This window comes from Delftia sp. 11MD, from assembly GCF_050907895.1.
Classification (GTDB): Bacteria; Pseudomonadota; Gammaproteobacteria; order Burkholderiales; family Burkholderiaceae_C; genus Comamonas; species Comamonas tsuruhatensis.
In genome coordinates this window covers 3,062,470-3,077,216 of sequence record NZ_CP194333.1, presented here as the reverse complement: position 1 = coordinate 3,077,216, position 14,747 = coordinate 3,062,470, and the positions used below count along the sequence as shown (strand labels likewise).

Sequence of the window (14,747 nt, the reverse complement as noted above, 5' to 3'; positions counted from 1 at the left end):
TCTTGCCGCGCAGAAACAGCAGCAAAAATTAGCAACCAGGAATACACAATGCAATATCGCGTCAAGCAGAACAGAAAAAATGCTATTTGGGTTATTCCTTTTGCCATAGCGCTGCTTATTGTCGATTTGTACCTTATCCGTGAAATTGTTATACCGGAGACTCTAGATCTCTTTGATCTTTCACCAGTAGTTAGAATAACACCACTATCTCCAATGATAGGCTCCTTCTGGGCAATCCCATTGACATTGATAGTGGCAGTTATTGCCAACGCAATTCCTTTCAAAAAGCAAACACTTAAAAAGGTGGAATGCATTCTCCTCTCTTCCACTTGCGTCAATATATTTTTTGCCGCTGTCGGATTTTTTGCAATACTACCTTTGCAGTACTACGCCATGCCCCAACTCGGATATACACACTGTAATATTCTAGAAGGTCACCCAAATAAAGATTCTATGGACTGGGTCAAAAACCCAGAATGGTGTGTGCGCGGCAAAAGCCGGGAATGGGTCAAGGAGCAAGCCCGTCTTGCCCAATGACCAAATGATTTTTCCCGGGTAGGTAAAGAGGGTCGAATGGCCTACCGGCCCAGGAACAGGCGGGTGGCGCGCAGGCCCAGGGGCGTCCAGTGCAGGCCCGGTGACATGGCCTGTACCAGCAACTCATGCTGGGCCGCTGGATCTAGCGTGGGGTAGCGCTGCTCGAAGAGCATCAGGTCGGTGTCCAGTTCCTGCGCGCTGCGGCCCGGGTCGGGTCGCGCGCCACGGGATGTGCGCAGGCGCTCGGCCACGCGAAAGCTCATGCGCCGCGCCGGTTTGCCGGGCTCGGCCACGGATTCGAAGGAGGCGCCATCCGCACTGGCCGGCCCACGCAGCCAGTCATGAATGACTTGCAGCTCATAGGGAGAGAAAACACCGAACATCTCTGCCCGCTCGCCCTGCAGCAGCTGCCAGAAGCGGCTTTCCTCCGCAGGCCGGTTGCGTTGTATCCAGCGTGCATGCTCCAGCGCGGCCAGGAAGGCAGGCATGTCCTGCGGACGGGACAGCCAGTCATTGACGCTGCGGCCGGCCACCTTGCAGAAGTCCGAGTGCGCGCCATGCCCGGAAGGCGATTTGCGCGCCAGGATGCGCACCACCTCAGCTTCGATATCGAACGACCTGATCACGTCCAGCGTGCTGGTGCCTGTGTCTGCCAGCCGGGCGCCTGCGCGTACGCGGCGCCAGTATTCGCCGCCATCGTCAATGCGCGGCGCGTTCTCCCAGGCGGCAATGCAGGCCCGCCGGGCATGGCCGGTGTCGGCGTTGTCCACGGTGACATGCAGCGTGAAGTAGTAGGGGTCTATTCCCAGTTCATTGAGTTCGTAGGCGGTGATAAGCAGGTGCAGCGGCAATTGCTCATAGCCCAGGTTGAATCCCACGATCTCGGGCAGGAACTGCTGTGCATTCCAGCCCAACGCCAGCTGTACCAGCCCCTGCCGGTACAGCTCGTCGGGCAGGTCCTCCACGGGATCAAGGCCATACCTGGCCAGCAGCTCCCGGTAGAGCTTGACGTGGTTCTTGTCGGCCATGCCGTCGCCCAGTTCTTCCACATAGGTGGTGACCAGGTCCGACATGCGTGAGTTGCCCGCGTGCGCGCACAGGCCGTAGAGCCAGGAACCGTCCACCAGCTTGGTAGGTGCCACATTGCGCAGGAAGTACAGGGCATGGGCGCGGTTGCCAAAGTAGCGGCGTGCCGCACCCGCCTTGCGCTCTGCAAGGTAGGCCTGGTACTGGGCGTGCACTTTTTCGACATTGGCACGCATCCAGTCGGTCAGGTGCTCCGGGTTGTCCGGCAGGCCATCGGCATCGGCAGAGGTCTCGGCGATCACGCCGTGCAGGAAGTCCGCAGCAGCCTGGCGCTCCTGTTCGGTGGGCAGATGGTTGGCCAGGCGCTCGTAGAGCGGCACATGCAGGAAAGAAGGCTCAAGCGTGCCTGCGCCAGCGGCCAGTTCGGTACGTGGGGGTTCCAGCAGTTCTGTGTTCATAGTGGGGCTTTGGTCCGTAACGCCTTCAGGATGCGGTGTGGCCCTCGGTACAGCCATCGGGCCAACGCCTTCCTGTGCGTCGTAATACGCCTACCCTTGGCGCAGGCGCCCGGGCCGGACCGCCGTCGCCCTGGCGCCCGCGCTCATGGCAGCGGAACAGGAACCGGCCCGGCCTTGCCGGCGAGCATTGGCTGGTACTGGGCGCCGGCCTGTTGGGCGTGGGCTGGGGCCCGGTTATGGACTAGCGCGGCGTCTTGCTGATACTGAGATAAAGCCGGTCTTCCTGTCGCTGCCCGGCCATCGCCTCACGCTGGCGTTCAGCGCGCATCCTGGTGCCCACGCGTACTCCCCCTCCCCACCACCTCAAACCCCATATCCTGCGCGGCCACCGCCACGCCACCGGCCATGCGCGCAATCAGTGCCTCTGCACCCAGGCGGCCGATGGCGGCGCCGTCCACGCGCACGGTGGACAGGGCGGGCCAGGCGTCCAGCGCCAGGGCCTGGTCGCCAAAGCCCAGCACGCCAAATTCCTCTGGCATGCGCAGGCCCAGCGCGTGGGCGTGGGAGAGAACGCCTTGCGCCAGCGCATCGGAGCTGCAGAAGACGGCATCGGCCTCCGGTGCCTGGGCGCGCAGGGCGTTCAAGGCATCGCGGCCACGGCCGGATTGGGGGATGGCTTCCGAGAAGACGATTTGCGCGGGAACCGGGGCACCGGCTTCTGCGGCGGCGCGGGTGAAGCCCAGGGCGCGGCGGGCGGCGCGGCTGTCGTCGGCGCGCAGGATAGCCGGGCGCCGGTAGCCGCAGGCGGCCAGGTGCCGGAAGGCTGCGCGGCCTGCGTCTTCCTGCGAGAAGCCGACCACCATGTCCAGCGGATGGGGCTGGTAGTCCCAGAGTTCGACCACCGGCACGTCGGCATTGACCAGCAGGCGCCGCGTGCGGGCCGTGTGCTCGGTGCCGGTGAGCACGATGCCGTCCGGGCGGCGGCTGAGCATGGCGGCCAGCCAGGTTTCCTCATGCTCCGGGTCATAGCTGGAGATGCCCAGCGTGGTTTCATAGCGCTGCGCGGCCAGGGTGTGGATGAGCGCATCGAGCATGTCGGAAAACAGCGAGTGACCCACCGAGGGCACGATGGCCGCCACCAGCCGCGTCTGGCGCGAGGTCAGCCCGCCCGCCAGGGAGTTGGGCACGTAGCCCGATTGCTCCACGGCCTGCGCCACGCGCAGCCGCGTGGCCTCGGCCACCAGTTCAGGCCGGTGCAGCGCGCGCGAGGCGGTGATGGGCGACACGCCGGCAATGCGGGCCAGGTCCTTGAGCGTGGGCGCATTGGCGTTGCGCAGGGTGCGGAGGGTCATGCGAGGCCTTTGCCTGGAATGGCGATGGAGAGGCGACTTGAGGATGATTGCGTGGTCATGTTAACGATGATGTCCATCAGCACGGTCTGATTGTTTCCCCTCGTACGTCCGAATGGAGAGCGCTGCCTTTGCTTGAAATGATTGCGCAATCATTCAAGAGGAGACCACCATGCGCCCTTCGCTCTCCAACCGCCGCAGCGCCATGGCGCGCCTGCTGGCTGCGGCCCTGGCTCCGGCCTCGATGCTGGCCCCGGCACACGCCCAGGCCCAGGCTGCCTGGCCCATCAGGCCGATCACGCTGGTGATTCCCTTCCCTCCCGGTGGCCAGACCGATGTGGTGGGCCGGCTGGTGGGAGAGCGCCTGTCGCAGCGCCTGGGCCAGCCCGTGGTGGTGGAGAACCGGCCCGGCGTGAATGGCTCGCTGGCCTCCGAGGCCGTTTCGCGGGCGCGGGCCGATGGCTACACGCTGGTGATTTGCGGGCCGGGCACGCACGCCATCAACCAGCTGGTCAATTCCAACGTGAAGTACGACGCGCGGCGGGATTTCACGCACATTGCCATGCTGGGGCGCGTGCCCATGCTGCTGCTGGCCTCGCCCAGGCTGAAGATCGCTTCGGTGGCCGACGTGGTGGCCCTGGCCCGGGCCAGCCCCGGCACGGTGAATGTGGCGCTGACGGGCATTGGCTCGTCCAGCCATGTGACGACGGAGCTGCTGCGCCAGGCGGCCGGCGTGAGCTTCAACAACGTTCCCTACAAGGGCGATGTGCCCGCCATGACCGATGTGATGGGCGGCCAGGCAGACCTGCTGTTCGTGCCCGCCACCTCGGCCGTGGGCTTTGCGCAGGCGGGCAAGCTGCGTGCGCTGGCCGTGGCAGGCGAGCGGCGTCTGGCGGCCCTGCCCGATGTGCCCACGATGGCCGAGGCCGGCCAGCCGCAGGTCGTCAACTATTCATGGACCAGCCTGGCGGGGCCGCCGGGCATGCCGGCCGATGTGGTGGAGCGGCTCAACCAGGCCTGCCAGTCCCTCCTGGCCGAGCCCGAGGTGGTGGCCCGGCTGGCCGCCATGAGCAACGAGCCCACGCCGGGCACGCCCGCCCAGGCCGCCAGCTTCATCGCCGCCGAGGTGGCGCGCTGGAGCGAGGTGGTGCGCAAGGGAAACATCCAGGTCCAGTGAAAAGCTCCAGGAGAGTCACCATGAGCATGCTGCCCGCCAATACGTTCAAGCGCGCGCTGCGCGAAGGCCGCCCGCAGATCGGCCTGTGGTCCACCATTCCCTCCCCCTTTGTCTGCGAGATGATCGGCGGCGCGGGCTACGACTGGGTGCTGCTCGATACCGAGCACACGCCCACCGACGTGCCGCTGATGCTGGGCCAGCTGCAGGCCGTGGCCGCCGCCCTGCCCGCACCGGGCGCCCTGCCCGTGCATGCCGTGGTGCGGCCCGCCTGCAACGATGCGGTGCTGATCAAGCGCTACCTGGACCTGGGCGCCCAGTCCCTGCTGCTGCCCTTTGTGCAGAACGCGCATCAAGCGCGGGATGCCGTGCGCGCCATGCGCTATGCACCCCAGGGCATGCGCGGCATGGGCGGTTCCACTCGCGCGGCTAACTTCGGGCGAACGGCCGACTATGTGGCACGTGCGGCCGACGAGCTGTGCCTGCTGGTGCAGGTGGAGACGGCCGAGGCGCTGGAGCAGATAGAGGCGATTGCGGCCGTCGATGGCGTGGACGGCATCTTCATCGGCCCCGCCGACCTGTCGGCCAGCCTGGGCTATCCGGGCCAGGCGCGCCACCCTGTGGTGAACCGGGCCATCGACCAGGCCATCGCCCGCATCCGCGCCTGCGGCAAGGCGCCGGGGATCCTGATGGTGGACGAGGCACGGGCGCGCGAATGCCTGGAGCTGGGCGCGCAGTTCGTGGCCGTGGCGCTGGACACGCTCTTGCTGCGCGACGGGCTGGATGCGGCGGCGGCGCGCTTCAGGAAAGGGCCGCTGGCCGCGAACACGCCAGGGCCCGCATCCACCGCCGGCAGCTACTGAGGAGCCCCACAACCATGACACGTTCCCCCGAATCCCTGCGCAGCGCACGCTGGTTTGCTCCCGATGATTTCCGCTCCTTCGGCCACCGCTCGCGCGTGCTGCAGATGGGCTATGGCTACGAGGACTGGATGGGCAAGCCCGTGATCGCCATCGTCAATACCTGGAGCGATGCCAACCAGTGCCACGCCCATTTCAAACAGCGCGTGGAAGACGTCAAGCGCGGCGTGCTGCAGGCGGGCGGCTTTCCGCTGGAGCTGCCGGCCATCTCGCTGTCGGAAAGCATGGTCAAGCCCACGACCATGGTCTATCGCAACTTCCTGGCCATGGAGACGGAGGAGCTGCTGCGCAGCCACCCGGTGGACGGCGCCGTGCTCATGGGCGGCTGCGACAAGACCACGCCGGGGCTGGCCATGGGGGCGATCTCCATGGGCCTTCCCTTCATCTACCTGCCGGCCGGCCCCATGCTGCGCGGCAACTGGAAGGGGCAGGTGCTGGGCTCGGGCTCGGACGCCTTCAAGTTCTGGGACGAACGCCGCGCCGGCCGCCTGGACGAGCAGGCCTGGCGCGAGATGGAAGCCGGCATTGCCCGCAGCCACGGCACCTGCATGACCATGGGCACGGCGGCCACCATGATGGGCATTGCCGAGGCCGTGGGCCTGGCGCTGCCGGGCGCTTCGTCCATTCCGGCCGCCGACGCCAACCACATCCGCATGAGCGCCGAGTGCGGCCGCCGCATCGTGCAGATGGTGTGGGAAGACCTCACGCCCGCCCGCATGCTCACGCGCGCACATTTCGAGAACGGCATTGCCTGCGCCATGGCCATGGGCTGCTCCACCAACGCCATCATTCACCTGATCGCCATGTCGCGGCGCGCGGGCCATCCGGTCAGCCTCGATGACTTCGACGCCTTCAGCCGCCGCGTGCCCGTGATCGCCAACATCCGGCCCAGCGGCGACCGCTATCTGATGGAGGATTTCTTCTATGCAGGCGGCCTGCGCGCCCTGCTGGAACGCATCCGCCTGCATCTGGACACCGGGGCCATGACGGTCAACGGCAAGACCCTGGGCGAGAACATTGCGGGCAGCCAGGTCCACCAGGACGACGTGATCCGCCCCCTGTCCAGCCCCATCTACGCCGAAGGGGCGCTGGCCGTGCTGCGCGGCAACCTGGCGCCGGACGGTGTGGTCATCAAGCCCAGCGCCTGCGCCCCGCACCTGCTGCGCCACACGGGCCGCGCCCCGGTGTTCGACGACTACCCCAGCCTCAAGCAGGCCGTGGACGACCCCCATCTCGATGTGAACGGCGAAGACATCCTGGTGCTGCGCAACGCCGGCCCCAAGGGCGCCGGCATGCCCGAATGGGGCATGCTTCCCATTCCCACCAGGCTGCTCAAGCAAGGTGTGAAAGACATGCTGCGCCTGTCCGACGCCCGCATGAGCGGCACCAGCTACGGCGGCTGCCTGCTGCACTGCTCGCCCGAGTCCGCCGTGGGCGGGCCGCTGGCCCTGGTCAAGACGGGCGACCGCATCACGGTGGACGTGCCCGCCCGCCGCATCCACCTGGAAGTCAGCGACTCAGAACTCGCCACCCGCCGCGCCGCATGGACGCCCCCGCCCGCGCGCTACGAGCGCGGCTATGGCTGGCTGTTCGGCCGCCATATCCTGCAGGCCAATGAGGGATGCGATTTTGATTTTCTGGAGACGGGCTTTGGGCTGGCTGTGCCGGAGCCGGATATTTTTTGAAGCATGCAAATCAATTCTTTCTTTCAGACTTCCCTATATGATGGAAATATTTTTTGATCCACATTGCATCAGAATATTGAAACCATGAAAGCAATTGAAAAGCAATTTTCCCAATGGGTCGACCAAACACTGTCCGGCGATCTGCCAGAAGGAATCGCGGCATTCCACTTCAATCTGTATGACTCGCCCACATCGCACGAGCTCCAGATTGTGGGCTGCCCGACCTACGACCCGCAGGACCCGGACTGGGCGTGCGATGACATATTCATGTCCGACGACCCTCACTTCGAGTTGCCGCACGAAGCCGTGGGAAGCGAGTGGGAGAAGGGACTTGCTGCTGCCAGGAAGCTGCTTGGCTCCTACATGGCCTCGGAAGCGGCAGGAGCCCTTCGGCTGCGCCAGTCGCAAGCGGTGAGCGCCGGTTTTGTGGATGGAGAACTCCACCTCATCTGGGCGCGAGATGCGTAATTGATGAATTCAGCTGGCGGGCAATAGATTTCATCCAAAAACTGGAATCCTGGGCCTGCAAGCAAGGCAGGCCTGTATATGTATCCGCTTTTGCTGACGGCGCAGTCCTACATTGCCGTTGGTCTTTGTCGTGAATAGTGGCTCTGTTCTCAACAAGGATTGACCCAAAGAAGCCAATGAAATAGCCATATTCGATTGAATATTTCTTGGTCACAATCATTTGTGCAGAAGTATTTTCGATAGCTATTTTCAATAGCGACTCGCCGTTTCCCAGTCCACGCGCACGCAATGCCCCCTGCCCTCCTGGGGCAGCCGCTTCCGTTGCCTTGCACCGCCGTGGACCTCAACCTAGAAGCAGAGGTGGCTGTGGACTTTCTCAGAAGCATCTTTCATCAGGCTCCGGAAATCGCGCTGTTCGCGGCCTTGGCGCTCGGTTACTGGGTGGGCAAGTTCAGGTTCGGGTCGTTCCAGCTGGGGGGCGTGGCGGGGTCGCTGCTGGCGGCGGTGCTGATCAGCCAGGTGGGGGTGACCATTGATTCGGGCATCAAGGCGGTGCTGTTTGCGCTGTTCATCTATGCCGTGGGCTTCGAGAGCGGGCCGCAGTTCTTCCGCTCGCTGGGGCGGCAGTCGGTCAAGGAGATCCTGATGGCCCTGGTGGTGGCCGTGTCGGGGCTGGTCACGGTGGTGGTGATTGCCCGGGTGTTCCATCTGGACAAGGGGCTGGCGGCGGGGCTGGCGGCGGGCGGGCTGACGCAGTCGGCCATCATCGGCACGGCGGGCTCGGCCATCGAGAAGCTGGGGCTGGCGCCCGACGAGGTGCAGCGCATGCAGGCCAATGTGGCCATCGGCTATGCGGTGACCTATATCTTCGGCTCCTTCGGCGCCATCATCATGTGCGTGAACGTGCTGCAGTGGCTGACGGGCCGCAAGATCCGCGAGGACGCGATCCAGGCCGAGCAGGAGCTGCTCAAGGGCGTGCGCGTGTACGGAACTGGCGAGTCACCGGCCGTGCCGGATCTGGTGGGCCGCATTTTCCGCGTGGGCCAGGCGGGCCGCACCGTGGCGGAGCTGGAGGCCAGCGCCACCGCCAACGGCGGCACGGTGACGGTGGAGCGCATACAGCGCAAAAACGCGATGGTGGGCGTGGACGGCAGCCTGGCGCTGGAAGCCGGCGACATCATCTTGCTGGTGGGCCGGCGCGCGGCCGTGGTGGCGCTGGGCGCCTCGGTGGGCGAGGAGCTGCAGGGCGCCGAGGGCATGGACGTGGTGATGGTGCGGCGCGACGTGGCCATCTCCAACAACCAGTACCTGAACCGCAGCGTGAAGGACATCCTGGACAGCCTGTCGCAGGAGTTCAAGCACGGCGTGTATGCGGTGGCGCTGATGCGCGCGGGCACGCCGGTGCCGATTGCGCCGGCCACCATGGTCATGCCGGGCGATGTGGTGACGCTGTTCGGCACGCCGCAGGATGTGCAAAAGGCTGCGCAGTCGGTGGGCCCCATCATCGTTCCCAGCGACAAGACGGACTTTGTCTTCCACGGCCTGGGCATCACGGTGGGCCTGCTGATCGGGCTGCTGGTGCTGCGCCTGGGCTCCATTCCCATCACGCTGGGCAGCGGCGGCGGCGCCCTGCTCGCCGGCCTGCTGTTCGGCTGGTGGCGCAGCCGCAAGCACACCTTCGGCAACATGCCCACGGCCGCTTCCACGCTGCTGCGCGACCTGGGCCTGGCCGGCTTCGTGGCCATGGTGGGCCTGCAGTCGGGCCAGCAGGCCGTGACCACGGTGATGCAGCAGGGCCTGACGCTGTTCCTGCTGGGCGTGGTGGTGACCATCGTGCCGCTGCTGATCGCCATGCTGTTCGGCAAGTACGTGCTGCGCTATGACAACGTGGCCGTGTTCGCGGGCTCGCTGTCGGGGGCGCGCAGCGCCAACCCGGCGTTTGGCGAGATTCTGGACAAGGCCGGCAACTCGATTCCCACGGCACCGTTCGCGATCACCTATGCGCTGGCCAATGTGTTCCTCACATTGCTGGGGCCGCTGGTCATCGCCTTTGCCTGATCACCCCTGACCGATCCCCAAGGACCACCAAGGACCATCACAAGGAGCTGCGCAATGAGCAAGGATTATCGGAGTCTGGCGAATTTGAGCCCGTTCGAACTCAAGGACGAACTGATCAAGGTGGCCTCGGGCAAGGCCAACCGCCTCATGCTCAATGCGGGGCGCGGCAATCCCAACTTCCTGGCGACCACGCCGCGCCGGGCCTTCTTCCGGCTGGGGCTGTTCGCGGCGGCGGAGTCGGAGTTGTCGTACTCCTACATGACGGTGGGCGTGGGCGGGCTGGCCAAGCTCGACGGCATCGAGGGGCGCTTCGAGCGCTTCATCGCCGAGCACCGCGACCAGGAGGGCGTCAAGTTCCTGGGCAAGTCGCTGAGCTATGTGCGCGACCAGCTGGGGCTGGACCCCGCCGCCTTCCTGCACGAGATGGTGGACGGCATCCTGGGCTGCAACTACCCCGTGCCGCCGCGCATGCTCACCGTGAGCGAGCAGATCGTGCGCCAGTACATCGTGCGCGAGATGGCAGGCGGCGCCGTGCCGCCCGAGTCGGTGGACCTGTTCGCGGTCGAGGGCGGCACGGCGGCCATGGCCTATATCTTCGAGAGCCTGCGCATCAGCGGCCTGCTCAAGGCCGGCGACAAGGTGGCCATCGGCATGCCGGTGTTCACGCCGTATATCGAGATTCCCGAACTGGCCCAGTACGACCTCAAGGAAGTGCCCATCCACGCCGACCCCGACAACGGCTGGCAGTACTCCGACGCCGAGCTGGACAAGCTCAAGGACCCGGACGTCAAGATCTTCTTCTGCGTGAACCCCAGCAACCCGCCGTCCGTGAAGATGGACCAGCGCAGCCTGGACCGCGTGCGCGCCATCGTGGCCGAGCAGCGGCCCGACCTGCTGATCCTCACCGACGATGTCTACGGCACCTTTGCCGATGAGTTCCAGTCCCTGTTCTCGGTCTGCCCCCGGAACACGCTGCTGGTGTATTCGTTCTCCAAGTATTTCGGGGCCACGGGCTGGCGCCTGGGCGTGATCGCGGCGCACAAGGACAACGTGTTCGACCATGCACTGTCGCAGTTGCCCGAGTCCGCCAAGAAGGCGCTGGACCACCGCTACCGCTCGCTGCTGCCCGATGTGCGCTCGCTCAAGTTCATCGACCGCCTGGTGGCCGACAGCCGCGTGGTGGCGCTGAACCACACGGCCGGCCTGTCCACGCCGCAACAGGTGCAGATGGTGCTGTTCTCGCTGTTTGCGCTCATGGATGAAGCGGACGCCTACAAGCAGGCGCTCAAGCAACTGATCCGCCGCCGCGAGGCCACGCTGTACCGCGAGCTGGGCATGCCCCCGCTGGAGAACCCCAACTCGGTCAACTACTACACGCTGATCGATCTGCAGAACGTCACCTGCCGGCTCTACGGCGAGGCCTTCTCGCAATGGGCCGTGCAGCAGTCCTCGACCGGCGACATGCTGTTCCGCGTGGCGGACGAGACCGGCATCGTGCTGCTGCCGGGCCGGGGCTTCGGGTCCGACCGGCCTTCGGGCCGCGCCTCGCTGGCCAACCTCAACGAGTACGAGTACGCCGCCATAGGCCGCGCCCTGCGCCGGCTGGCCGACGAGCTGTACGAACAGTACAAGGCGCTGGGCAAGGAGTAGGCCCTGCGCACAAGGCCCGCACGGCTCATCGCCCGCACGGCTCATCGCAGCTGTCGGGCCTTGACCACCAGCAGCGCCCCGGCCATCAGGCCCACACCGGCCAGTTGCACGGCGCCCAGCGCACGCCCGTAGACCACCCAGTCCAGCACGATGGCCGTCAGCGGATAGACGTACTGCAGCACGGCAATGCGGCCCAGCGTGAGACGGGCCATGCCTGCAAAAAGGATGGCATAGGCCAGGCCGGTGTGCAGCACGCCCAGCCCGGCCAGCCAAGCCCAGGACGACGGCGCCTGAGGCCAGCCATGAACCAGCGGCACCCACAGCAGCAGCACGGTGCCGACCGCGCACTGCCACCAGGCCAGCGCAAACGGCGTGACCACTTTCTCGGTCTTGGCCAGGATGGTCACGGCCGCATAGCACAGCGAACCGGCCAGGCACATCAGCAGTCCGGACACATGGTCCGGCCCCCAGGCCGCCACATCGCCACCCAGCAGCCCCGTGGTCAACACCAGTCCCAGCAACGCCGCCAGCATGGCCGCCACCTGCCGTGGCGCCACGGCCTCGCGCAGCACCAGGGTGCCGAACAGCATGATCCACACCGGCTGGATGTGGAACACGATGGTGGCCACGCCAATGGAGGTCAGCGGTATGGCCGCAAAGAACAGCGCCCAGTTCAGCACCATGAGGAGGCCCGTGGCCACCACCACCGGCCAGCTCCTGCCGCGCACGCGCAACTCCCCCATGCGGCCCGTGGCCAGGCCCCAGGCCAGCAGCGCCAGCGCGCCGAAGGCGCAGCGAAACAGCACGGTGACCAACGGGTGCTGGCGGGCCTCTTCCACAAATATGCCGACAGTGCCCAGCAGCACGCCGCCCGCGATCATCAGCCACTGGCCGCGTGTCTCCTGCGCTGTGGGAGCGGCTTGTGCGGTCGCGGCGGAAGCTAGGGATGCGGCCTGTAAGGAATGGGTTCTGTCTTGCATGGCCACGATCGTCTCGTGGCAGCAAATTCTCGTAAAGCAAATAGTTTGCAGGTTTAGTATTCGATATTCGAATCCATGGAGCATGCCGTGAACCACCCCGACCTGCAGATCGACTGGCTGCGCGCCCTGGTGGCCGTGGTGGATGCGGGCTCGCTCTCGGCTGCCGCGCCGCTGCTGCACCGTTCACAGGCCGCCGTGAGCATGCAGATCAAGAAGCTGGAGACCACCCTGGGCCGGCCCGTGCTGCTGCGCGGCCCGCGCCATCTGCAGCTCACGCCCGCAGGCGCCGAGCTGCTGGGCTATGCCCGGCGCATGCTGGAGCTGCAGGCCCAGGCGCAGCAGGCGCTGTTCGGCCCCGACCTGTCCGGGCGCGTGCGGCTGGGCGTGCCGGACGACTACGCATCCACCTATCTGACGCCCGTGCTGCGCAGCTTCGCGGGCCGCTACCAGGGCGTGGAGATCGAGCTGACCTGCGAGCAGTCCACCGCACTCATCCCGCAGGTGGTGCGCGGCACGCTGGACCTGGCCCTGGTCTCACGCGACAGGCCCCAGCGCGGGCGCCTGCTGTTCCACGAGCCCCTGGTCTGGGTGGGCGCGCCGCAGCACGAGGTGTGGAGGAAGAATCCCCTGCCGATTGCCGTCTACGAGGCCGCCAGCCTGGCGCGCACGGCCGCGCTGTCCAGCCTGGCGGCCCAGCGGCGCGCGCACCGCGTGGTCTATCACAGCTCCAGCCTTGCCGGCCAGCTGGCCGCCGTGGAAAGCGGCCTGGCCGTGGCGGTGTTCACGCGCTGCAGCGTGCCCCCGCACCTGCAGGTGCTGCAGAACCTGCCGGCCGGCTTCGAGCTGCCGCCGCTGGTGTCCATGGAAGTGTCGGCCCTGCGCAGCAAGGCCTCGCAGGGCTCGGCGGCCGTGGATGCCATGTATGGGCAGTTGATTGCGACACTGGGCCAGGCACCTCAGGAACTGACCAAGGCCTGACGCCTGGCGAGGTTCGGCAAGCATTCTGCGCACGCATTTCGCTGTATAGCTGCGCTCGCGCGTTCCCGTGCGCGAGCAATGGCTGGCCGCAGGGGCTGCCCTGGGCAACTTCCTCAATGCCGCCCACCATTTGGGCTTTGGTGCCATCGTGCTCAGTGGCGAGCGCTGTTTTGACCCGGCCCTGCATTCAGCGCTGGGTTTGCGCGAGGGCGAGCACCTGGCCGGCTTCATCAGCCTGGGCACCATCACCAGCCAGCCATCCCCGCGCGCAACGGTGGCGCCCTCTTCCATGCGCAGGGCATGGCAGGCGGAGCAGGCAGCAGCGGTCACGGCACAGGCCCTTCTCCAGCCAGACGGCAACCACGACAGCCACGGCAGCCACAGCAGCCACGGCAGCGATCTTTGAAGCCGCAGCCAGCGCGTGCAGGGTGGCGCACAGGTGGCGCACTGACTGCGCGGGGCGGTTAGAGTTGCGGGGCTGCTGCGCCCTCTTGCCCCCTCTTGCGCCCTCTTTTCCATCACGGAACAAGCTTTCATGATCATCCGGCCCCGCCCCCACTGGCTGCGCATGCTCTTCGTGCTGCGCGGCTCGGTGCTGCCCGACATCCTGCCCCAGCTGATGGCCGCCACCCTGTTCGCCGTGCTGGTCACGGCCCTGCACGGCCAGCTGTTCGCCTGGAAGGTGCCGCTGAACTTCGTGCCGTTTTCGCTGATCGGGCTCACGCTGGCCATCTTCCTGGGCTTTCGCAACAGCACCAGCTACGCGCGCTATTGGGAGGCGCGCACGCTGTGGGGCACCCTGCTCAACGAGACGCGCTCCCTGGTGCGCCAGGCCCGGACCTTGACCGACGCACCGCAGCACGCCCAGGCGCTGGCCTTGGTTCTGGCGGCCTTCGTACATGCGCTACGCCACCAGTTGCGCGGCACCGATGCCGCGGCCGACATGCGCCGCCTGCTGCCCACCGCCGACTGCGAACGCCTGGCCACGGCGCGCTTCAAGCCTGCCGTGCTGCTGCTCATGGCCGGCGAATGGCTGCAGGCGCGCCGCCAAGACGGCAGCCTGCAGCCGGTGCTGGTGCCCACCATGGAGGCGCCGCTGTGCAAGCTGGGCGAGGCACTGGGCGGCTGCGAGCGCATTGCGGGCACGCCCATCCCCTTCACCTACGCGGTGATCATCCACCGCACCATCTACCTGTACTGCCTGCTGCTGCCCTTCGGCCTGGTGGATTCCATCGGCTTCATGACGCCGGTGATCGTGGCCTTCATCGCCTACACCTTCTTCGCGCTGGAGGCACTGGGCGCCGAGCTGGAGGAGCCCTTCGGCACGGCACCCAACGACCTGGCGCTGGACGCCATGTCGCAGATGATCGAGGCCACGCTGCGCGAGCTGACCGGCGAGGTGCTGCCCCCTGCGCCGCAGCACAAGGATGTGCTGTTCCTGACCTGACCCCGCCTGCCGGCCCG

13 protein-coding genes are annotated in these 14,747 nt (G+C 66.3%); 10 read left to right on the top strand and 3 right to left on the bottom strand.

Annotation, left to right across the window (positions count from 1 at the left end; all coding sequences use genetic code 11):
• The first annotated feature begins 48 nt into the window (after positions 1-48).
• Positions 49-537, top strand: coding sequence for a hypothetical protein (locus ACRSCF_RS13990; RefSeq protein ID WP_244388162.1), 489 nt, complete (start codon positions 49-51; stop codon positions 535-537).
• Positions 538-578: 41 nt separating this feature from the next.
• Here the strand turns inward: ACRSCF_RS13990 and ACRSCF_RS13985 are convergent, their stop codons facing one another.
• Both ACRSCF_RS13985 and ACRSCF_RS13980 read right to left on the bottom strand, forming a co-directional pair.
• A complete protein-coding gene (locus ACRSCF_RS13985; protein ID WP_034367060.1) occupies positions 579-2,021 on the bottom strand; it encodes an iron-containing redox enzyme family protein in 1,443 nt (480 codons plus the stop codon).
• Between the two features lie 317 nt (positions 2,022-2,338).
• Entirely contained in the window at positions 2,339-3,373 is a 1,035-nt protein-coding gene (locus ACRSCF_RS13980; protein WP_034367056.1) for a LacI family DNA-binding transcriptional regulator, read from the bottom strand.
• 169 nt (positions 3,374-3,542) lie between these two features.
• On the opposite strand from ACRSCF_RS13980, the gene ACRSCF_RS13975 reads away from it, so the two are divergent.
• From ACRSCF_RS13975 to ACRSCF_RS13950, 6 genes are all read left to right on the top strand, one after another.
• Complete coding sequence (locus tag ACRSCF_RS13975) at positions 3,543-4,547, top strand: Bug family tripartite tricarboxylate transporter substrate binding protein (protein WP_034367052.1); 1,005 nt, start codon at positions 3,543-3,545, stop codon at positions 4,545-4,547.
• A 20-nt stretch (positions 4,548-4,567) separates the two neighbouring features.
• The gene (locus tag ACRSCF_RS13970; protein ID WP_244388160.1) at positions 4,568-5,407 is read left to right on the top strand and encodes an HpcH/HpaI aldolase family protein; all 840 of its coding nucleotides are present in this window, start codon (positions 4,568-4,570) and stop codon (positions 5,405-5,407) included.
• 14 nt (positions 5,408-5,421) lie between these two features.
• Positions 5,422-7,149, top strand: a complete 1,728-nt coding sequence (gene araD / locus ACRSCF_RS13965) for an L-arabinonate dehydratase (RefSeq protein WP_034367049.1) — start codon at positions 5,422-5,424, stop codon at positions 7,147-7,149.
• An 84-nt stretch (positions 7,150-7,233) separates the two neighbouring features.
• A complete protein-coding gene (locus ACRSCF_RS13960) occupies positions 7,234-7,617 on the top strand; it encodes a hypothetical protein (protein WP_016447044.1) in 384 nt (127 codons plus the stop codon).
• A gap of 366 nt (positions 7,618-7,983) precedes the next feature.
• Complete coding sequence (aspT, locus tag ACRSCF_RS13955) at positions 7,984-9,675, top strand: aspartate-alanine antiporter (protein ID WP_205626944.1); 1,692 nt, start codon at positions 7,984-7,986, stop codon at positions 9,673-9,675.
• A gap of 54 nt (positions 9,676-9,729) precedes the next feature.
• Complete coding sequence (locus ACRSCF_RS13950) at positions 9,730-11,325, top strand: bifunctional aspartate transaminase/aspartate 4-decarboxylase (RefSeq protein ID WP_016451742.1); 1,596 nt, start codon at positions 9,730-9,732, stop codon at positions 11,323-11,325.
• A gap of 41 nt (positions 11,326-11,366) precedes the next feature.
• Here ACRSCF_RS13950 and ACRSCF_RS13945 read toward each other — a convergent pair whose 3' ends face one another.
• A complete protein-coding gene (locus ACRSCF_RS13945) occupies positions 11,367-12,305 on the bottom strand; it encodes a DMT family transporter (protein ID WP_244388159.1) in 939 nt (312 codons plus the stop codon).
• Between the two features lie 75 nt (positions 12,306-12,380).
• On the opposite strand from ACRSCF_RS13945, the gene ACRSCF_RS13940 reads away from it, so the two are divergent.
• The 3 genes from ACRSCF_RS13940 to ACRSCF_RS13930 all read left to right on the top strand — a co-directional run bounded on the left by ACRSCF_RS13940 (position 12,381) and on the right by ACRSCF_RS13930 (position 14,730).
• Positions 12,381-13,283: a LysR family transcriptional regulator gene (locus tag ACRSCF_RS13940; RefSeq protein ID WP_016451740.1), complete on the top strand. Its 903-nt coding sequence runs from the start codon at positions 12,381-12,383 to the stop codon at positions 13,281-13,283.
• Positions 13,284-13,350: 67 nt separating this feature from the next.
• Entirely contained in the window at positions 13,351-13,689 is a 339-nt protein-coding gene (locus tag ACRSCF_RS13935) for a nitroreductase family protein (protein ID WP_016447049.1), read from the top strand.
• A 129-nt stretch (positions 13,690-13,818) separates the two neighbouring features.
• Positions 13,819-14,730: a bestrophin family protein gene (locus ACRSCF_RS13930; RefSeq protein ID WP_203400943.1), complete on the top strand. Its 912-nt coding sequence runs from the start codon at positions 13,819-13,821 to the stop codon at positions 14,728-14,730.
• Positions 14,731-14,747: the final 17 nt, after the last annotated feature.